This is a genomic window from Pseudomonas sp. PICF6, from assembly GCF_009831705.1.
In the GTDB taxonomy this organism is placed as follows: Bacteria; Pseudomonadota; Gammaproteobacteria; order Pseudomonadales; family Pseudomonadaceae; genus Aquipseudomonas; species Aquipseudomonas rhizophila.
Genome location: NZ_WUUD01000032.1, coordinates 175,455 through 192,354 on the forward strand (window position 1 = coordinate 175,455; position 16,900 = coordinate 192,354).

General features: G+C 59.8%; 14 protein-coding genes and 3 pseudogenes. 4 read left to right on the forward strand and 13 right to left on the reverse strand.

The features are described 5' to 3' along the window. From GSM73_RS27705 to GSM73_RS21395, 3 genes and pseudogenes are all read left to right on the forward strand, one after another. Positions 1–488 (forward strand): annotated as a pseudogene (locus GSM73_RS27705) (FAD-dependent oxidoreductase); the annotation flags it as partial. Beyond that, the gene (locus GSM73_RS21390) at positions 485–1,297 is read left to right on the forward strand and encodes an aldo/keto reductase (protein WP_047225893.1); all 813 of its coding nucleotides are present in this window, start codon (positions 485–487) and stop codon (positions 1,295–1,297) included. The pseudogene GSM73_RS27705 and the gene GSM73_RS21390, both read left to right, overlap by 4 nt. A gap of 34 nt (positions 1,298–1,331) precedes the next feature. Further along, positions 1,332–2,297 (forward strand): hypothetical protein, encoded by a 966-nt coding sequence (locus GSM73_RS21395; protein WP_047225894.1) that lies wholly within the window; start codon positions 1,332–1,334, stop codon positions 2,295–2,297. 152 nt (positions 2,298–2,449) lie between these two features. Here the strand turns inward: GSM73_RS21395 and hldE are convergent, their stop codons facing one another. The 5 genes and pseudogenes from hldE to GSM73_RS21415 all read right to left on the reverse strand — a co-directional run bounded on the left by hldE (position 2,450) and on the right by GSM73_RS21415 (position 7,721). Beyond that, a complete protein-coding gene (gene hldE / locus GSM73_RS21400) occupies positions 2,450–3,871 on the reverse strand; it encodes a bifunctional D-glycero-beta-D-manno-heptose-7-phosphate kinase/D-glycero-beta-D-manno-heptose 1-phosphate adenylyltransferase HldE (protein ID WP_047225895.1) in 1,422 nt (473 codons plus the stop codon). A 90-nt stretch (positions 3,872–3,961) separates the two neighbouring features. After that, positions 3,962–4,549: an adenylyl-sulfate kinase gene (cysC, locus tag GSM73_RS21405; RefSeq protein ID WP_160893750.1), complete on the reverse strand. Its 588-nt coding sequence runs from the start codon at positions 4,547–4,549 to the stop codon at positions 3,962–3,964. 16 nt (positions 4,550–4,565) lie between these two features. Then, positions 4,566–4,681, reverse strand: a pseudogene (locus GSM73_RS27710) (sulfotransferase); the annotation flags it as partial. A 46-nt stretch (positions 4,682–4,727) separates the two neighbouring features. Next, positions 4,728–6,533, reverse strand: a complete 1,806-nt coding sequence (gene msbA / locus GSM73_RS21410; RefSeq protein WP_160893752.1) for a lipid A export permease/ATP-binding protein MsbA — start codon at positions 6,531–6,533, stop codon at positions 4,728–4,730. Between the two features lie 15 nt (positions 6,534–6,548). After that, positions 6,549–7,721: an O-antigen ligase gene (locus GSM73_RS21415; RefSeq protein WP_160893754.1), complete on the reverse strand. Its 1,173-nt coding sequence runs from the start codon at positions 7,719–7,721 to the stop codon at positions 6,549–6,551. Positions 7,722–7,832: 111 nt separating this feature from the next. Between GSM73_RS21415 and GSM73_RS21420 the strand changes: the two genes are divergently transcribed. Further along, complete coding sequence (locus GSM73_RS21420; RefSeq protein ID WP_160893892.1) at positions 7,833–8,438, forward strand: lipopolysaccharide kinase InaA family protein; 606 nt, start codon at positions 7,833–7,835, stop codon at positions 8,436–8,438. Here GSM73_RS21420 and GSM73_RS21425 read toward each other — a convergent pair. The 8 genes and pseudogenes from GSM73_RS21425 to GSM73_RS27715 all read right to left on the reverse strand — a co-directional run. Then, positions 8,424–9,527 carry a glycosyltransferase gene (locus GSM73_RS21425; protein WP_160893756.1) on the reverse strand — a complete coding sequence of 368 codons (1,104 nt, stop codon included), beginning with the start codon at positions 9,525–9,527 and terminating at the stop codon, positions 8,424–8,426. The genes GSM73_RS21420 and GSM73_RS21425 overlap by 15 nt on opposite strands. Before the next feature lie 48 nt (positions 9,528–9,575). Then, positions 9,576–10,340 (reverse strand): hypothetical protein, encoded by a 765-nt coding sequence (locus GSM73_RS21430; RefSeq protein ID WP_076386488.1) that lies wholly within the window; start codon positions 10,338–10,340, stop codon positions 9,576–9,578. Between the two features lie 56 nt (positions 10,341–10,396). Beyond that, on the reverse strand, positions 10,397–11,353 hold the full coding sequence (locus GSM73_RS21435) for a glycosyltransferase (protein WP_047225901.1): 957 nt from the start codon (positions 11,351–11,353) through the stop codon (positions 10,397–10,399). A gap of 115 nt (positions 11,354–11,468) precedes the next feature. Next, complete coding sequence (locus GSM73_RS21440; RefSeq protein ID WP_047225902.1) at positions 11,469–12,599, reverse strand: glycosyltransferase; 1,131 nt, start codon at positions 12,597–12,599, stop codon at positions 11,469–11,471. After that, positions 12,583–14,340 (reverse strand): carbamoyltransferase, encoded by a 1,758-nt coding sequence (locus GSM73_RS21445; protein ID WP_047225903.1) that lies wholly within the window; start codon positions 14,338–14,340, stop codon positions 12,583–12,585. The genes GSM73_RS21440 and GSM73_RS21445 overlap by 17 nt, the downstream gene beginning before the upstream one ends. A 252-nt stretch (positions 14,341–14,592) precedes the next feature. After that, a complete protein-coding gene (locus GSM73_RS21450; protein ID WP_107321433.1) occupies positions 14,593–16,032 on the reverse strand; it encodes a lipopolysaccharide kinase InaA family protein in 1,440 nt (479 codons plus the stop codon). Then, positions 16,032–16,784, reverse strand: coding sequence for a lipopolysaccharide kinase InaA family protein (locus GSM73_RS21455; RefSeq protein ID WP_076382930.1), 753 nt, complete (start codon positions 16,782–16,784; stop codon positions 16,032–16,034). Before GSM73_RS21455 ends, GSM73_RS21450 begins: the two co-directional genes overlap by 1 nt. Then, a pseudogene (locus GSM73_RS27715) lies at positions 16,781–16,900 on the reverse strand (heptose kinase); the annotation flags it as partial. The pseudogene GSM73_RS27715 and the gene GSM73_RS21455, both read right to left, overlap by 4 nt.

A 16,900-nucleotide genomic window follows, 5' to 3' on the forward strand; every position in this document is an offset into this window, starting at 1 on the left:
TGGTGCTGGTCAAGGGACCGAGCCTCAAGCCGCTGTACGCCCACTGCCTGGGGGGCGGGCCGAAGCCGCGCATCACCGTGACCACCCACCCGGCCGCCGATGGCCAATGGGTCTGGTACCTGGGCGGCGACATTGCCGAAGCCGACGGCGTGGCCCGCGAGCCCGCCGCGCAGATTGCTACCGCCCAGAAAGAACTTGGCCAATTGCTGCCCTGGGTCGACCTCAGCGCCGCACAATGGGCCACGCTGCGGGTCGACCGCGCCGAACCGCTGCAATCGGGCCTGACCCGCCCGGACAACGCCTTTCTCGCCGAACAGGATCGCCTGCTGGTGGGCTGGCCGACCAAACTGGCCCTGGCCCCGGACTTTGCCGATCGAGTGATCGCCACGCTGCAACGCGATGGCATCACCCCCAGCCATCCGGCGCCATTGCCGGACCTGCCGAAACCGCCCATGGGCATCCCGGCCTGGGAGCAACTGCTGCCATGAGCCAACCGACCCTGCACGACTTGCATCGCCCGCTGGGCAATAACGGCCCGCGGGTTTCACCCCTGGGCCTGGGGACCGTCAAGCTCGGCCGCGACCAGGGGGTCAAATACCCCAACGGTTTCCAGATTCCCGATGACGACGAAGCGCGCATGCTGCTCAAACTGGCGCGTGACCTGGGCATCAACCTGATCGACACCGCGCCGGCCTATGGCCGCAGCGAAGAACGCCTGGGCCCGTTGTTGCGCGGCCAGCGTCAGGATTGGGTGATTGTCAGCAAGGTCGGTGAAGAGTTCAGTGACGGCCAGTCGCACCACGATTTCAGTGCCGCCCACACCCGACTCTCGGTGGAACGCAGCCTCAAGCGCCTGGAAACGGACTACATCGACATGGTGCTGGTGCACTCCGACGGCAACGACCTGGCAATCCTCAACGACAGTGAGGTCTACCCGACCCTGGCGGCGCTCAAGCGCGAGGGCAAGATCGGCGGCTTCGGCTTTTCCGGCAAAACCGTCGAGGGCGGTTTGAAAGCCCTGGAGCAAGGCGATTGCGCGATGGTCACCTACAATCTGAACGAACGAAACGAGAAGACTGTCATTGACTACGCAGCCTTGCATGGCAAGGCCATTCTGGTGAAGAAAGCCTTGGCCAGCGGTCACGTCTGCCTGAACCCTGGTGTGGACCCGGTCCGGGCCAGCTTCGAACTGTTGTTTGAACATCCCGGTGTCGCCAGTGCTATTGTCGGCACCATCAATCCGCTGCACCTCGCCCATAACGTCGCGACCGTAGCCAAGGTCCTACGTAAAAACTGACGCCGCCCTGCGCGGCCTTAAGGAAGGAGCCGACATGCCGCGCACGCTCATCAGAAAAAACCCCAGCAACTTCAAGACCCTGCCCCTGTTCGTCGAAGCGACACCCGAAGGCCTGACTTACCAGAGCGTCGGGATGCCATTGAATTTTTCCCAAACCCTGCAGCGGCGCCGTCCGGTGACGGTGGACGACCCCGAGCGTTTTTCCCTGGAACTGGCAAACCTCGGTGTCTCGGTGCGCCTGACCCTGCACTGGCAGAACCGCGACTATTGGGTGCTGGTGCGCCAGCGTCGACAGGACCGCGGCGACGTGGTGCTCAAGTTGATTTCCGGTTATGTCCCGGCCCATGAACTGAACCTGCCGCTGCTCACCGCCATCAGTGAAATTGCCGAAGAATGCCTTCTGGAAACCCCCGAGGGCTGGCTTGGCGGACGCTTCAATGACACCTGGTTGCCCGCGCCATACGCCACCGCCCTGCATTATCGTGAAGCCTTGCCGTTTCGCCTGACGCCGCTGTCCGGTTCGGCCCGCCCAGTGCGCAGCGCCAACCTGCAACTGATCGAGCGACCACGCGCCTACGTGCACCTGCCGACGGCCTCGCTGCAACTGATTTACGATTTGCGCCTGGATGTGCCCAAGGAAGCCAAGTCCCTGAGCCTGTTTCATGTGGATGAGCGCCTGGAGGGAGACCAACTGGTGGCGCGCCTGGACCGCAAGCGACCTGATCTTTACCTGATGCCGCTACAGGACGGCCAACCCTTGCCCGAGCTGTACACCTTGAAGAAGGATCAACTGTACCCGGCCAGCACCCGCGGGCTGTACCTGGCGGAGAGTTTTGCCAGGCAGGACGGCTGGCTGGTACGAGACGAGCGGATTCGCTGGAAGGATTGGCTGCACCAGCAAGGGCTGACGCCACCGGGCAAGGAGTCGGGGCTGACCCGGCTGAGGGGCAAGGCCCGGCAATTGCTCAAGAAGATCGTGCCGCGCAAGGTGGCTCGTTAACGTCATCGAGTTGATGATGGGCCCTATGGGAGCGAGCCTGCTCGCGATGGCGTTGGACCCGTCAGCCTCGATTTGGCTGACACATCGCTATCGCGAGCAGGCTCGCTCCCACAGGTTGGCGCATTGCCTGACACATTGTCACCAGCAAAGGCTCAGTGATTGCGGATCTTTTCCACAATCGCCGTCGTCGAGCTGTTTTCCACCAGCCCCAACACCTTCACAGTGCCGCCGTAGGCCGCGACAATGTCCGCTCCCACGACCTGATCGATCCCGTAGTCACCGCCCTTGACCAGCACATCCGGCTTGACCTCGCGCAGCAGGTTTTCCGGCGTGCCTTCGCTGAAGCTGATCACCCAATCCACCGCGCCAAGACCAGCCAGGACCGCCATGCGCCGGTCGACGCTGTTGATCGGCCGCCCCGGCCCTTTGAGACGACTCACGGATGCATCGTCGTTGACCGCGACGATCAGGCGATCGCCCTGGGCCCTGGCTTGCTCGAGATAGGTCACGTGGCCAGCATGCAGGATGTCGAAGCAGCCGTTGGTGAAAACGATTGTCTCGTTGTGGGCACGGGCGTCGTCGACGGCCAGCAGCAATTGCTCCAGGCCCAGCACACCCCGCTCGGAGCCTTCTTCGCGCTGGATCGCGCGGCGTAGCTCCGGGGCGCTGATGGCGGCAGTACCGAGCTTGCCGACGACAATGCCCGCCGCCAGGTTCGCCAGGGCCACCGCATGGGGCAGTTCCTCGCCGGCGGCGATGGCCGCGGCCAGGGTGGAAATCACGGTATCGCCGGCACCAGTCACGTCGAACACTTCACGGGCACGCGCCGGCAGGTGCAACGCCGGATGATCGGGACGCAGCAGGGTCATGCCATGTTCGCCACGGGTCACCAGCAAAGCGCCGAGGTCGAGGTCTTGCATCAGCTGTGCGCCTTTGCTCACCAGTTCGTGCTCATCGGCGCAACCGCCGACGATAGTTTCGAATTCGCTGAGATTCGGCGTGATCACACTCGCGCCGCGGTAGATCGAGAAATCCTTGCCCTTGGGGTCAGCCAGTACCGGAATGCCACGGGCACGAGCGGCCTGGATCAGCGCCTGATGGTTTTTCAACGCACCTTTGCCGTAGTCCGACAACACCAGCACCTTGACGCCTTCGAGCAGGTTATCGACCTCCGCCCCGAGGGCCAGGGGATCGGTGGCGAACGGTTCTTCGAAATCGATCCGCAACAGTTGCTGGTGACGGCTCATGACCCGCAGCTTGACGATGGTCGGCTGGTGCGCAACCCGCTGGAATATCGCCCGCACGCCGGCGCCATTGAGGCTATTGGTCAGGCTGTCGGCGGCTTCGTCGTCACCGGTCACCCCCACCAGAGAGGCCGGTGCACCAAGGGCGGCGATGTTCAAGGCAACGTTGGCGGCACCACCGGGACGGTCCTCGATGTGTTCGACCTTGACCACCGGAACCGGCGCCTCAGGGGAAATCCGTGAGGTACCGCCATGCCAATAGCGGTCGAGCATGACATCGCCGACCACCAATACAGGGGCTTGATCGAATCGCGGCATGGACAACTTCATGGAGCATCCCACATACAAAATGAACAGGGCCGCGATATTAGCACAGGGTTGGCGAAGGCTCGTCCATGGCCCTCCTGACCTGCGCTTTTTTCATTCCTTTTGCAGCAGTGCCGAAAGTCGGCCAACGGCTTGGGCCAGTTCCACCTCGCTGGTATCGATCTCACAGTCGGGCGACAGCGGCGCCTCGTAGGGGCTGTCGAGCCCGGTGAAATTCTTGATCCGCCCGGCGCGCGCTTCCCGATACAACCCCTTGGGATCACGCTGGGCGCAAACTTCAAAAGGCGTGCTTACATAAACCTCCAGAAAGACGCCCTGAGGGAACAATTTTCGCGCCGTCTCCCGATCAGCGCGAAACGGGGAGATTGCTGCCACTATCACGATCAGGCCGGCATCGACCATCAAGCGCGCCACTTCGCCAATCCGCCGGATATTTTCCTTGCGCGCCTCGGCGTCCATCCCCAGGTCACGGCACAACCCCCGGCGCAGGTTGTCGCCGTCGAGCAGGCAGGTGTGCAAGCCTTGCTGGTTGAGCTGCACCTCCAAAGCATTGCCCAGCGCAGACTTGCCCGCACCTGATAGCCCAGTCAGCCAGATACAACGCGGCCTCTGGGACTTGATCGCGGCCCGGTCCTTTGGCGTAACAGCCCGTGCGCAAGGGCCAATCTCTGACTTTGGCATCAACACCTTTGGCGCGTCACTCATAGCCGAGCATCTCGTAGTCACGTGGGTACACTCGCCGTACCAACCGGCGGGTACGCGCAAGCAGATTTCCCGAACCGGCAACCCCACGCGGTGCTGGGTACGGTTTAGTACAAATGCCTGCAGGAGCACAGCCCCCCACAGGCTTGACCCGTACTCAGGCGATGTCCTGAGTGGGAGCGTCCAATCCCATGGCGTGGAGACGAGCATAATAGCCATTCTGCGCCAATAGCTCGCTGTGAACACCACGCTCGACAATCCGGCCCTGATCCATCACCAGGATCAGATCGGCCTTTTCGATGGTCGACAAACGATGCGCAATGACCAGCGTAGTGCGGCCTTTCATGACCTGATCCAGCGCGGCCTGGATATGCCGTTCGGACTCGGTATCCAGGGCCGACGTGGCTTCATCGAGAATCAGCAACGGTGCGTTCTTCAATAGGGCCCTGGCAATGGCCAGACGTTGACGCTGCCCGCCGGACAACAGCACGCCGTTTTCACCCACCTCGGTGTCCAGCCCCTTGGGCAGTTGCGCAATAAAGTCCATGGCGTAGGCGTCTTGAGCCGCCTTCTCAATATCGGCCCGTGGCGCGCCGGCCAAATCCCCGTAGGCGATATTGTTGGCCACCGTGTCGTTGAACAGTGTGACGTGCTGGGTGACCTGGGCGACATGTCGACGCAGGTTGCGCAGGCGATAGTCTTCTATTTCCACCTCGTCGAGAAAAATCTGCCCGACGTCATGGTGATAGAAGCGCGGGATGAGGCTCGCCAGGGTCGACTTACCGCTACCTGAACGCCCCACCAGTGCAATCATCTGCCCAGGTGCCGCCGTGAAACTGATGTCCTTGAGCACCTCCCGATCAGCGCCAGGGTAGGTGAAACTCAGATTGCGAACCTCCAGACGGCCGCTGACGCGCTCCTTCTCGACCGTTCCCCTATCGACTTCCGGCTCGACGTCCAGTTGTTCAAAAATGCTTTCAGCACCGGCCACGCCTTTCTGGATGGTGGAGCTGACTTCCGAAAGCTGGCGAATCGGCTTGGGCAACAAGCCCGCCGCAGTAATGTAAGCCACCAGATCGCCAGCCGTCGCATCGCCACGCAGAAAAAGCACCAGGAACATCAGAGCCGCCATGGCGGTGTAAATCACCAGTTGCAGCATGGGTGTATAGACAGCGCCGGTGCGAGTCATGCGCAGTTGTTTATCGGTATTACCCTGGCTGGCATTGGCAAAGCGCTGCTTTTCGTAGCCCTCGCCACCAAAACTGCGCACCACGCGGTACCCCTGGATGGTTTCGGACGCGACATGAGTAACGTCGCCCATGGCCACCTGGATTTTTTTACTTTGCTTGCGGAATTTTTTACTGGCGCTGCTCACCATTAATGCAATCAAAGGCAGGATCGCCAACATCACCAGCGTCAGCTTCCAGTTCATCCAGACGAGGTAAGCGAAGAGGAAGACCACAGTGAGACCTTCACGAATCACCACCTTGATAGCATCGGTGGCGGCGCCGGTAACCATGGTGACGTTAAACGTGATTCGGGAAATCAGATGCCCGGAGTTGTGCGTATCGAAGTAGCGGTTAGGCAGCACCAACAGTTTGTTGAACAGTTCGACCCGCAGGTCGTGCACCAGTCCCAGGGATACCCTGGCCAGGTAATAGTTTCCCAGGAACGACCCCAGGCCCTGCCAGGCAGCGATCAGAATGATCAGCAGCGGCACCGCCATCAGCAGTTTCAAGTCCTTGAGATACGGAACGGTGGGAAAGAGCACCGCATTGGGATTGCTCAGACCATCGACAAAATATTTGAGAATCCCCGCCAACATGGGTTGGGTGGACGCAAATATCACGAAGCCCAGGATACTCAGCAGGAAAATGCCAGCGTAGGGTTTGACGTATCCCAGCAAACGAAAATAGATCTTCAGGCTGGAATCCTGTTCCGTTTTGGGCGGTGCGTCACTCATTGTCGAGCTCACTGATTAAGAAGAACACGGAACTTTATCACAGGCGCCCGGCTTGGCCCGTGCCCAGACCAAAACCCCGGCCAAGCCGATCGGCAGCCAACTGATGAACCATTCCGCGCGAGGGGTTCCTGTCAGGCTCGCGGCGTCGAACTGCATCGCCAGGAATGAAAATACCCACATGCCCAGCACGCCTCGGCCCAGCAGGGTGTCCCGGGCACGCCAGGCTTCACGCAGCACAGCGAACCAGACAGTGCACCAAAGCAGCAGCCCAGGTAGCCCGAGCTGAATGGCAACGTGGCTGAACAGGTTATGCGCGTGATCAAAAGAGTGGCCTGGAGTCGCGACCCTGTAGTCACCCGCCAACCCCAAGCCACCCCACGGCCGTTCGGCGATCATATGCAGGCTCGACATTAAAATCTCGGGCCGATAGGACGCACCTCTGGCCATCACCAGCGGCTCAAGCAACCAGAAGGTCAGCATGGCCAGCACCACAGTCATGGCGGCGATGACCCGAGTACGCTGGTCGGTGCAGTACAGAGGCATTGCCAGCACACTTAGCAACAAGGCCAGGGCCGCGCCGCGACTCTGGGACATCACGACAAAGACAACCAGCACAGCCAACGCCAACGCCCAAAGTACCTGCAACCCGATATGGCGCGGCACCCAGTGCAGCATCCAGACCGCCGCCAGCCCAATCACGTAGGTGCCCAGGATCGGATGGGAAAGCTTGCCCAACCCCTCCAGGCGCGCCACCCAGTTGCGCCCTTCAATGCCGTAGAAGTCGACAATCGACACCAGCGCGACGAGCGCAAGCCCCAGCCCTCCCCACTGCATGATACGAATCACTCGCTCGGGCTGACGATTGGCAAGGATTGGGAAAAACAACAGGAACGCCAGGATATAGAGCAGTCGCTTGGCTTCGCGGCCTGGCTCCGGCACCTCGGACCATAACAGTGTAATCAGCGCCCAGGCCGCCAACGCCAGAAGCGCCAGGTAAATCAACCGCTGGGCACGCCACACCTCCAACAGCCGATGGCGCGCTGGCCAAGCGAAGATAATCACCGGCAACCAGAGAAACGCGATCAAACCTTGCTGATAGACCTTGTTGGTCGGTGCCAGGGCTATCGCCATCAAAAACCATAACAAGCCAAAGGCCATCCACGCCTGTGCCCAACGCGTCGCGTACATCTATCGCTCCTAAACGGTCTACCAGCCAAAACCGGCATGGTTAAAACACAAACTTTTGGGCATCATGGCCCGCTACGGCACCGGTTCTTTTTTCAACAAGGCTTTCCTACGATGCAATCCTCACGGCTTCCCCAAGCCGCTTTGAATCAATTGATTGAAGGCGCCATTATTCTGGAGGCCGACGGCCACGGCCCGAAAGTCTATCTGTTGCAGGATGGGAATATCCTCAAATTGTTTCGCCTCAAGCGGTTTTTTTCTTCGGCCCTTTTACGGCCTTATTCAGCGCGGTTCATCAGCAACGCGACCCGATTGCAGGAACTCGGCGTGCCTACGCTCGAAGTGCTGGCTTTCTACAAATTGCAAAAGCCCGGCATGACCGCCGTGCTGTATCGACCTCTGCCAGGAAAAACCCTGCGTCAACTATCGAATCAGGAAAACTTCAGTTGGCAGCAGACCCTTCCGACACTGGTCGAGCTGATTCGCAGCCTTCACGCTCGTGGCATTTATTTTCGCTCATTGCACCTGGGTAACATCGTCGTCACTCCTGAGAACAAGCTGGGACTGATCGATGTGGCCGACATGCGCTTCCTGCGCTCCCCACTGCCACGCCGCCTTGTGCGTCGCAACCTGCAACATTTCGCTCGTTATATTGCCAGGGAGAACCTGAACGAGAGCTTTCCCATGCAGGCGCTGGAAAGCGCCCTATTGCCCGTTTAAGATCAAATTCCGAGCGGTCTGGCTGAAACTCAGCCAAGCCTGCTCAGGGGCCAGCGCCTGGTACTGGGCCTGCGCCACGGCGTCGGCTGGAGCCTGTGAGGCCAGCGTAATCACCTCACTCCATGCCACTTCGTCATTGACCGGTGCGTACCAACCGGTATCCCCCAGTTGCTCACGGAATACAGCGATTTCGCTGGCCAGTACCGGGATGCCTGCCAGTATTGCTTCCTGAAGGATCAGACCAAGCCCTTCGTCGAGTGACGGAATCAACACCCAGTCGAATGCCTTATAAAGCGTCGCGACATCCTCCAGATGCCCAGTCAACAAGACCTTGCCAACAAGATCCGGCTGGGCGATCCGAGCCTGGAGCGCATCGCGTCTCGGCCCTTCACCTACAATGACCAAGCGCCAATCGCCATGGCCCGACGCCGCCCGCGCGAACGCGTCCAACAAGCTGGCAAATCCCTTTTTACCCACCAGCCGGCCGACGGCACCAAATACACGCCGATCTGCAGAGGACAAACCCAAACGAGCGCGAGCCTCCTCACGGGGCTTGAGTGAAGCCTGAAAGGCAACCGGATCGAAGGCGCTGCGTAATGCAACGACCGGCAGGCCGAGTTCGTCCTGCAGCGACGTAGCCAAGGTCTCGGAGACTGCCGCCAGACTCAGGCGCGAAGCGGGAAACCCGCGCAGCAACTCACGGCTTGTAATGTGCAGGCGTGTCGCGCCATGGAAGATCACCACCACGCGGATCTGAGGCATGTCCTTGAGCACAGGCAAGAGAGTCCGGGCCACGCCCAGGCCATCGAGCAATACCACGCGGGCATCACTGTCGAGCAAAGCCTCTCGAAAACGGCTTCGCATCCAGGGTCTGAACAGACGCCAGATGTGCCGCCCCTTGAGTCGGGCTGACGTCAGATTCCACTCATGCGCGGGCCCGACATCGACCTGACAGTCAGAAGCCGCCCCCTGCAAAAGCCAGGTTTTTACGGGCATCCCAGGCTCGATTCGCGAAAGGATCTGATGATGGACCTTGTGTACCGAAGCAAACGGCAAACCGCCTGCCCACATAACATTGATAATGCTCATCAAGCAGCAAACCTTTTATCGCCGACCAGGATTCGTGCTTCGAGACATCTAATAATTGATAATCCAGCCAACGCAGACTCCGAGCAAAAGAACCAGAAAGAGCTTGATTTGCTCTCTGCGTCTGCGACGCGCTTTGCGCTGACGCTCGACAGGGACTTCGACATGGACGCCGAATCCGGTATGCAAAACAGCATCCCCTTCCAGCGTGACCGCCGTCAAGTTCAGTTGCGCATAGCGAAGCGACAGTGCCTTCTCGCCGCCATAGCCCGCAAACGGGGCACACAGCTGATACTCCTTCAGGCGTCGCAGGCCGGGATTGAGGGAAAAACTCTGCCACTCGGGCTTGTCGGATATAAGCGGATAACACGGCACGCCGCCGACGATCTCACGCTCGCCCAGGCGAATGTAAGGGCTGTGTACACACAGGTCGTAAACATAGTTGCGCAGCCAGACCTGTAGGATCTCTGGACGTAATTCGAGAATCTTGCGCGAGTCTTCTACAAAGGCCGGGCGATAGAACTCCCAGTCGTCTTCACAGTGAAAAATGTAAGGGGTCTTCACATGCCCGTACGCCAGGTCAATAGACGCCAATTGCCCCAGCTTCGGTCGATTGACTAATACGGTACAGCGATCCCTCCAATGCGCTGGGATAACTGCATTTACGCCCTCGTCGCCGGCATCTTCGGTAATGAAGACTTCACGAATCGGCGCGGTGTTGAAATGGTCGAAGCTCTCAAGGGTTCGCTTGAGCAGATCGAGCCGACCGCAACTGGTCACCACCAGGGTAATGTCACTTTCGTCGGAAAACTGCACCTGAAATACCATTTAGTCAAACGCCATCCGAACGCCAGATGGCTGAACGGTTCCCGTCAAACGCCCAGTTTCAGGCGCAATTTTTCCAGCAGACTCAACGGTGCACGAGGCCGCAAGGGCGGCTCCAGTGCCTCAACGATTTTTTGCCCGATGCGTGCGAAACTGAACTGTTCCAGCGCCAGCTCATGGCCGTTGCGCGCAATACGATGGGCCAGTTCGGGGTCAGCTCGCAGTCGGTAAAGCTTTTCCTGAAGCTGCGCAACGTCGCAATACAACACCACGTTATGCATGTCCTGCAACCCCAGCGCACGCGCTTCATCGACCCCCTGATCGAAAGCCAGCAGCACACAACCACAGGCCATGGCTTCGAAATTCTTGATCATGAACTCGCCCATACCCACATCGGCGCTGACAAAAAAACGAATGCGGTTCAGGGTCTCGCAATACTCTTCCCCGGACTTGGTGCGGGTTACCACCAGCGGCTCAACGCGTGCCAACTCATCCAGCAGTATCTTGCGCCCACTGTAGGCGGCGCTGTTGGTGCTTCCTACAAAGGCCAGTTCGATATCCCGCTCGCGATTCTGATTTTGCAATAACGATTGATCGTAGCCTTTGGGTACGAACACCGCATCGAAACCTTCGGTGCGAAGACGTTGAGCAACCATGAAACCGGAGCTGATGACCCGCACCCATGGCAGACGACGATAATGGGCACTGAACTTGCCCGTGTATTTGCACGCAATGTAGTTCTGATAGGCGTCGTGTTCCAGGATCACCAGATTCGGGATCGTGCGAATGAATGCCGCTTGGCGGATCTCCTGCTTGAAGCGCAGGAAAAATACGATCCGATCGTAACGCGATACGTCCACGTGACGCCGGAAATACCCTCGCAAGTTACGCTGCTCATTGCTGTCGAGCCAGCGCAGGTCACACTCGCAATGGGCTGCCACGCCTTCATAGAGGCGGTCCAGGATGGCCCGCTGCTCTTTCTGGACCAAAAATAAAACTTTCATCGTCTTCCTTGCGGCACCGAACGACTTGATAAATAACCCGGTATCGCGCCGGACGGACTTCCCCGCCTCATCATGCGAGGCTGCTACGCCGACGCCAACTGCGGATCTTATTGGATCAGGCCCTTGACGCCAGTTCGGCGACCATAGGCAAACGCCAGAAAGCCTCACGAGCAGCCCGATCGGAAAAGCGTTCACGCAAGCGATCAAGCATCAGCTCTGCACACCTGCGACGCTGCAACTCGTCCATGGCTGCCAAGTGTTGCAGTCCCTGCGCCATATGTTCGGCATCGCCTAGCGGAAATAAAATGCCGACACCCTCCACCACTTCCTTTGCTCCACCGCAGGCGGTGGCCAGTAGCGGCACACCGGCGGCCATGGCTTCGAGCAGCACCATGCCGAACGGCTCATGGTCAGAACTCAGAGCGAATACATCAAAGGCGCGAAAATAGCGACGCGCTTCAGGCACCTGACCGAGGAACAGCACACGATCGGCAATGCCCAGTTCCAGCGCCAGTTCCTTAAGGTCTTGTTCCAGACGGCCCTTGCCGAGAATCACCAACTGGCTATTGGCGGGCAAATACTCCAGCGCCAGGGCAAAACCTCGCAACAGCGTGGCCTGGTCCTTGTCCGGGTGCAGACGGCCAACATTGCCGACAATCCAGGCCTGGGCATCCAACCCCAGGCTATGCCGCGCTTCGTCCCGGGACACCAGGCCAGCCTGTACGGCTTCCAGGTCGATACGGTTGTAGAGGGTCTGGATCCGGCTAGCCGGCCATTTCGGCAAGAGACGACGAATGTCGTCACGCACTGCATCGGAGACACCAAGCAGGCTCAGGCGTTTGCGGAAAAACTGGACGAACACCCGTCTGGTCAACCGCTGATAGTCCCCCAACGCGTGGTGCACTCCGATCACCGGCAGACCGGTAGCGAGCAAGGTGATGTAGATCGGCTTAAAGCGATGGGCGATGCAAAAACTGAAATTGCGCGAGGCGGCAATCTTTCTCAAATCGCTGATCGCGCCCAGCTTCAAGCCTCTGATGGCACTGGAGCTGTACTCCATGAACAGCACCTCGTCAGAGGCGCAACGGGCGGCCACTTCCGTATCGGCCGCCCCGGTAAGAAACACTGTCGTCACGCGATAGCCAGTGCCTGCGAACAGACTGGCATACTGACGGGCGCAGTCGAGGAACGGCCCATCGTAACCGTGACAGAACTGCAATACATGCCGCTCAGCCGAACGTGTCATATGCATCCACGCCGTCTTTGACCACCAGAATATCCTCCATGATCAGGTATTGCAGGTCAGAGCCAAAGAACATATTCAGAGCGTCCGTAGGCGAGCAGATCATCGGTTCGCCACGGCGGTTGAGTGAGGTATTCAGGGACACGCCGTTGCCGGTCAGTACTTCCAGGGCCTTCATCATGTCGTAATAGCGTGGGTTGTATTCACGCTTGAGTACCTGGGCCCGGGATGTGCCGTCTTCGTGGACGACTTCCGGCACGCGGGTTTTCCACTCTTCAGCCACTTCGAAGGTGAACGTCATGAACGGCGCGGGGTGATCGACCTTGATCATCTGCGGTGCGACCGTGTCGAGCATCGACGGGCAGAAAGGCCTCCAGCGCTCGCGGAACTTGATCTGTTCGTTGATGCGATCGGCCACGCCGCTGGCGCTCGGGCAACCGATGATCGAGCGACCGCCCAAGGCACGCGGGCCAAACTCCATGCGCCCTTGGAACCAGGCCACCGGGTTGCCGTCGACCATGATCTTGGCGATGCGCTCAGGGGTGTTGTCGATCTTGCGCCACGCAGGCTTGCTCGGATGGCGGGCGCAGGCGGCGATGACGTCTTCGTTGCTGTAGGCCGGGCCGAGGTAGACGTGTTCCATCTTCTCCACCGGCACGCCACGGGCGTGGGACACATAAGCTGCCGCCCCCACGGCGGTGCCGGCATCGCCGGAAGCCGGTTGCACGAACAGCTCCTTGACGTCGTCACGGGCGATGATTTTCTGGTTGAGCTTGACGTTCAACGCACAGCCACCGGCGAACGCCAGCTTGCCGGTTTCCTTGAGCACGTCGCCCAGATAGTGGTCGATCATCTGCAGCGCAAGCTTCTCGAACAGCGCCTGCATGCTGGCCGCGTAGTGGATGTACGGCTCGTCGGCGATGTCGCCTTCACGTTTCGGGCCGAGCCATTCGATCAGCTTCGGTGAGAAGTAGAAGCCTTTGCCCTTCTCTTTATAGCGACGCAGGCCGATCACGTTGGCGTAGTCGGTATTGATCACCAGTTCGCCGTTTTCAAACGAGGCCAGGCGCGAGAAGTCGTACTTGCTGGCATCGCCGTAAGGCGCCATGCCCATGACCTTGAACTCACCGTCGAGCATCTCGAAACCCAGGAACTCGGTGATCGCGCCATACAGGCCGCCGAGGGAGTCCGGGTCGAAGAATTCCTTGATCTTGTGGATCTTGCCGTTTTCGCCGTAGCCGAAGAAGGTCGTGGCGTATTCACCCTTGCCGTCGATGCCCAGGATCGCGGTTTTCTCCTGGAAGCCCGAGCAGTGGTACGCACTGGAGGCGTGGGCCAGATGGTGCTCGACCGGCTCGATCTTGATCTTTTTCGGATCAAAACCCAGCTGCTCCAGGCACCAGACAATCTTGCGGCGATAGCGCTTGTAGCGACGGTTGCCCATCAGGATCGCATCGAGGGCGCGATCCGGGGCGTACCAGTAACGCTTGGCGTAATGCCAGCGCGCTTCGCCGAACAGGCTGATCGGGGCGAACGGGATTGCCACCACGTCGACGTCGGACGGCTTGATGCCGGCCTGTTCCAGACAGAACTTCGCCGACTCGTAGGGCATGCGGTTCTTTGCATGTTTATCGCGTACGAAGCGCTCTTCCTCGGCCGCCGCGATCAGCTTGCCGTCGATGTACAGCGCTGCGGAGGGATCATGGCTAAGGGCGCCGGACAGGCCAAGAATCGTCAATGCCACAGGGGTCTAGCCTCTTAATGTCTGCATGCGAGGCGACAAACGCCTCGAAAAAAGATGTGCCGCACGCCGGGGCGCGGGGCAGCTAAAGGGCGGGATTATAGCTTAAAAGCGTTGGCAAGCCTCGTAGGAGCTGCCGAAGCTGCGATCTTTTGATTTTGATCTTTCCCTTGAACCTCAAGGGGTAAAACAAAGATCGCAGCCTTCAGCAGTTCCTACACAGAAGACGTGCCAAAGCAGCTATCGGGGCACCCTTCAAAAACTTTTGGGCAACCGCTGATCAATCACCTGATACAACGCACTGTCTTGCGGCCAGTTGCGCATGAACCGCGCACGATCCCTGGCATAGGCGGGGGTGAAGCTGGAGAGGCTGCGGTGCTGGCACATGGAGTCCAGGTCGATCAGCGCCCAGCGATCGTCCTGCCAGAGCAGGTTGTGGCCCTTGAAATCGCCGTGACTGATACGCTCGCGGATCAGGCCGGCGAACAACCGGTCCAGCGCCAGCAACTCAGGCTCGGGAGCGGCGCCGTTTTCGACGTAAGGGGCCAGGCGTTCGATGATGTCAGGCCCCGACAGGTGCTCGGTCACCAGGTAGGCGCCGCGACGCAGCCACAGAAAACGCTTTTCCAGCAGCGCCAGCGGCTTGGGCGTGGCGATACCGAGGAACGTCAGGCGATGACCTTCGCGCCAGGCATGCCAGGCGCGGCTCGGACGCCAGAAGCGCTTGAGCCAGTGGGCGAAGTTTTTGATGTTGTAGCGCTTGATCAACACAGAGCGCCCGTCCACATCGACTTTACCAACGCTCGCCGACCCACCGGTCTTGTATAAGTGGCCTTGGTCAAGCAAGGCATCGGCCTGCTCCAGTACCGGCGCCATGACCGCCTCTTCATCACGACGAATCGCTCGCAAACCGAACGGACCACGCTGCACGCTGAACAGACTGCACTCACGCCCGACTTTTTCCAGAAAGTCATTCAGGCGCCAGGCGTACACCTTGTCGATCTGTTTTTGCAGCGCCTCCATGGGCAATGCGTGCTCGGCGTTGCCCAGCAGGTAATGCACCAACAACTCTTCGTTGAAAGGCTCGAGGGATTTGGGCAACTGGGCGAAAAATACCCCCAGGTTTTCGAGCACTTTGTTGCGCGACAATGGCTGGCCCGGGGTTTCGGCGCGGATGCCGGCGCCGTCGATCAAATAGAGTTTGCCGCCGTGACGCAACAGATTGTCCAGGTGCAGATCTTCCTGCCACAGGCCTTTGCTGTGCAGTTGTGCAATCGCTCCCAACGCCTCGGCCAGTACCGCCGTTTGTTCGTCGGCGAGCAGTGGCAGGCCCTCGACCTGTTTCCAGGCGTCCCCGAGGCTTTCGGCCCCCTCGAGCAATTCGAACAGCAGCCAGCCACCCTCGCCTTCTTTCAGGCCATCGGCCAGCAACAGCGGCGTAGTCAGCCCCTGCTCGGCCAGCAGGCGCACGCCTTGCAGTTCGCGGTGAAAGTGCCTGCCCGCTTTACTGCCGACCAGCAACTTGGCCAACACCGGACGACCGCGCCAGACGCCAGCACCGACGTAGCGCTGTCCCGGCAACACACGCAACAGGGAAAGCAGCTGCAATTGCGCCGGGCCGGCGGCGTCCGCCAGCTCCAGGCTCAAAGGCAGGCTGGGACTGCGGCCGGCGTTCTTCAATTCGGATAAATGCATCAACGAGCCTCCTTATGGCTGCGCCGGGCGGTCAGACGAGTCATCCAGCGGTCAACCAGTGCACTCTTGAGCGGTTGATCCAGGTAGGTGCAGAGCATCTGGCGCACATCGTCGTCACTCCAGGCTCGCGCGCGACGCAGCAAGGGCTCCAGGTCCTTGATTCGATCCCGCTGACCGAACAATAGCGGCCGGGTCTTTTCGAGGTCGATCAACTGCGCCTGATAGCCACTGGCGGTGGCTTGCAGAAAAATGTGCTTGGGGTAGAAGCAACCATGGACCTGGCGCATGCCGTGCAGGCGTCGCGCCAACTGCCCGCAAGCCTGCAGGACGGTGGCGCGTTGCGTCGCCGCCAGGCTGGACCAGCGTTGCAGCAATGAATCCAGGTCATCCCAACCGTCCAGGGCACGCGTCAGCAGAATCGCCCGCACCTCCCCGCCCACATTGCGCTGACCATAGAACACCGCTTGCAGGGCCGGAATCCCCAGTTGGCGGTAGCGGCTGATATTGCGAAACTCCCGGGAAAAGCTGGGCTCGCCGAAGGGGTGGGACCACGTCCTGGTGAGGTAATTACTCTGGCGCTTGAGGTAATAACCCCGCCCTTCCAGTTCCAGCCGGAAGACACTGCTCCAACCGCCGCCCGCGGTGTTGGGTTCATCCACCGCATCCAATTGCAGGTCCCAAAGGGCTTCGAAGCTATCCAGGCCGTGGCGTTGCAACAATGACTGGTCCTCAGTCGCCAGAAAATCAGTCATTCACGCCCCTCGAAAAATCTCACTACGTGACGGATGCGCTTCTTGTCACACGCATCGAGCCGGTTACGCTGGCGATACTGCAGGTAAAAACGCAGGCGCTGAGTGGCCGACAAATG

Bases quoted from the DNA above. Each gene is read 5' to 3' on its own strand.
- GSM73_RS21390 (WP_047225893.1), top strand. From the start codon at position 485: ATGAGCCAACCGACCCTGCACGACTTGCATCGCCCGCTGGGCAATAAC.
- GSM73_RS21420 (WP_160893892.1), top strand. From the start codon at position 7,833: ATGCAATCCTCACGGCTTCCCCAAGCCGCTTTGAATCAATTGATTGAA.
- GSM73_RS21395 (WP_047225894.1), top strand. From the start codon at position 1,332: ATGCCGCGCACGCTCATCAGAAAAAACCCCAGCAACTTCAAGACCCTG.
- msbA (WP_160893752.1), bottom strand. From the start codon at position 6,533: ATGAGTGACGCACCGCCCAAAACGGAACAGGATTCCAGCCTGAAGATC.
- GSM73_RS21440 (WP_047225902.1), bottom strand. From the start codon at position 12,599: ATGACACGTTCGGCTGAGCGGCATGTATTGCAGTTCTGTCACGGTTAC.
- cysC (WP_160893750.1), bottom strand. From the start codon at position 4,549: ATGCCAAAGTCAGAGATTGGCCCTTGCGCACGGGCTGTTACGCCAAAG.
- hldE (WP_047225895.1), bottom strand. From the start codon at position 3,871: ATGAAGTTGTCCATGCCGCGATTCGATCAAGCCCCTGTATTGGTGGTC.
- GSM73_RS21435 (WP_047225901.1), bottom strand. From the start codon at position 11,353: ATGAAAGTTTTATTTTTGGTCCAGAAAGAGCAGCGGGCCATCCTGGAC.
- GSM73_RS21425 (WP_160893756.1), bottom strand. From the start codon at position 9,527: ATGAGCATTATCAATGTTATGTGGGCAGGCGGTTTGCCGTTTGCTTCG.
- GSM73_RS21415 (WP_160893754.1), bottom strand. From the start codon at position 7,721: ATGTACGCGACGCGTTGGGCACAGGCGTGGATGGCCTTTGGCTTGTTA.
- GSM73_RS21450 (WP_107321433.1), bottom strand. From the start codon at position 16,032: ATGCATTTATCCGAATTGAAGAACGCCGGCCGCAGTCCCAGCCTGCCT.
- GSM73_RS21455 (WP_076382930.1), bottom strand. From the start codon at position 16,784: ATGACTGATTTTCTGGCGACTGAGGACCAGTCATTGTTGCAACGCCAC.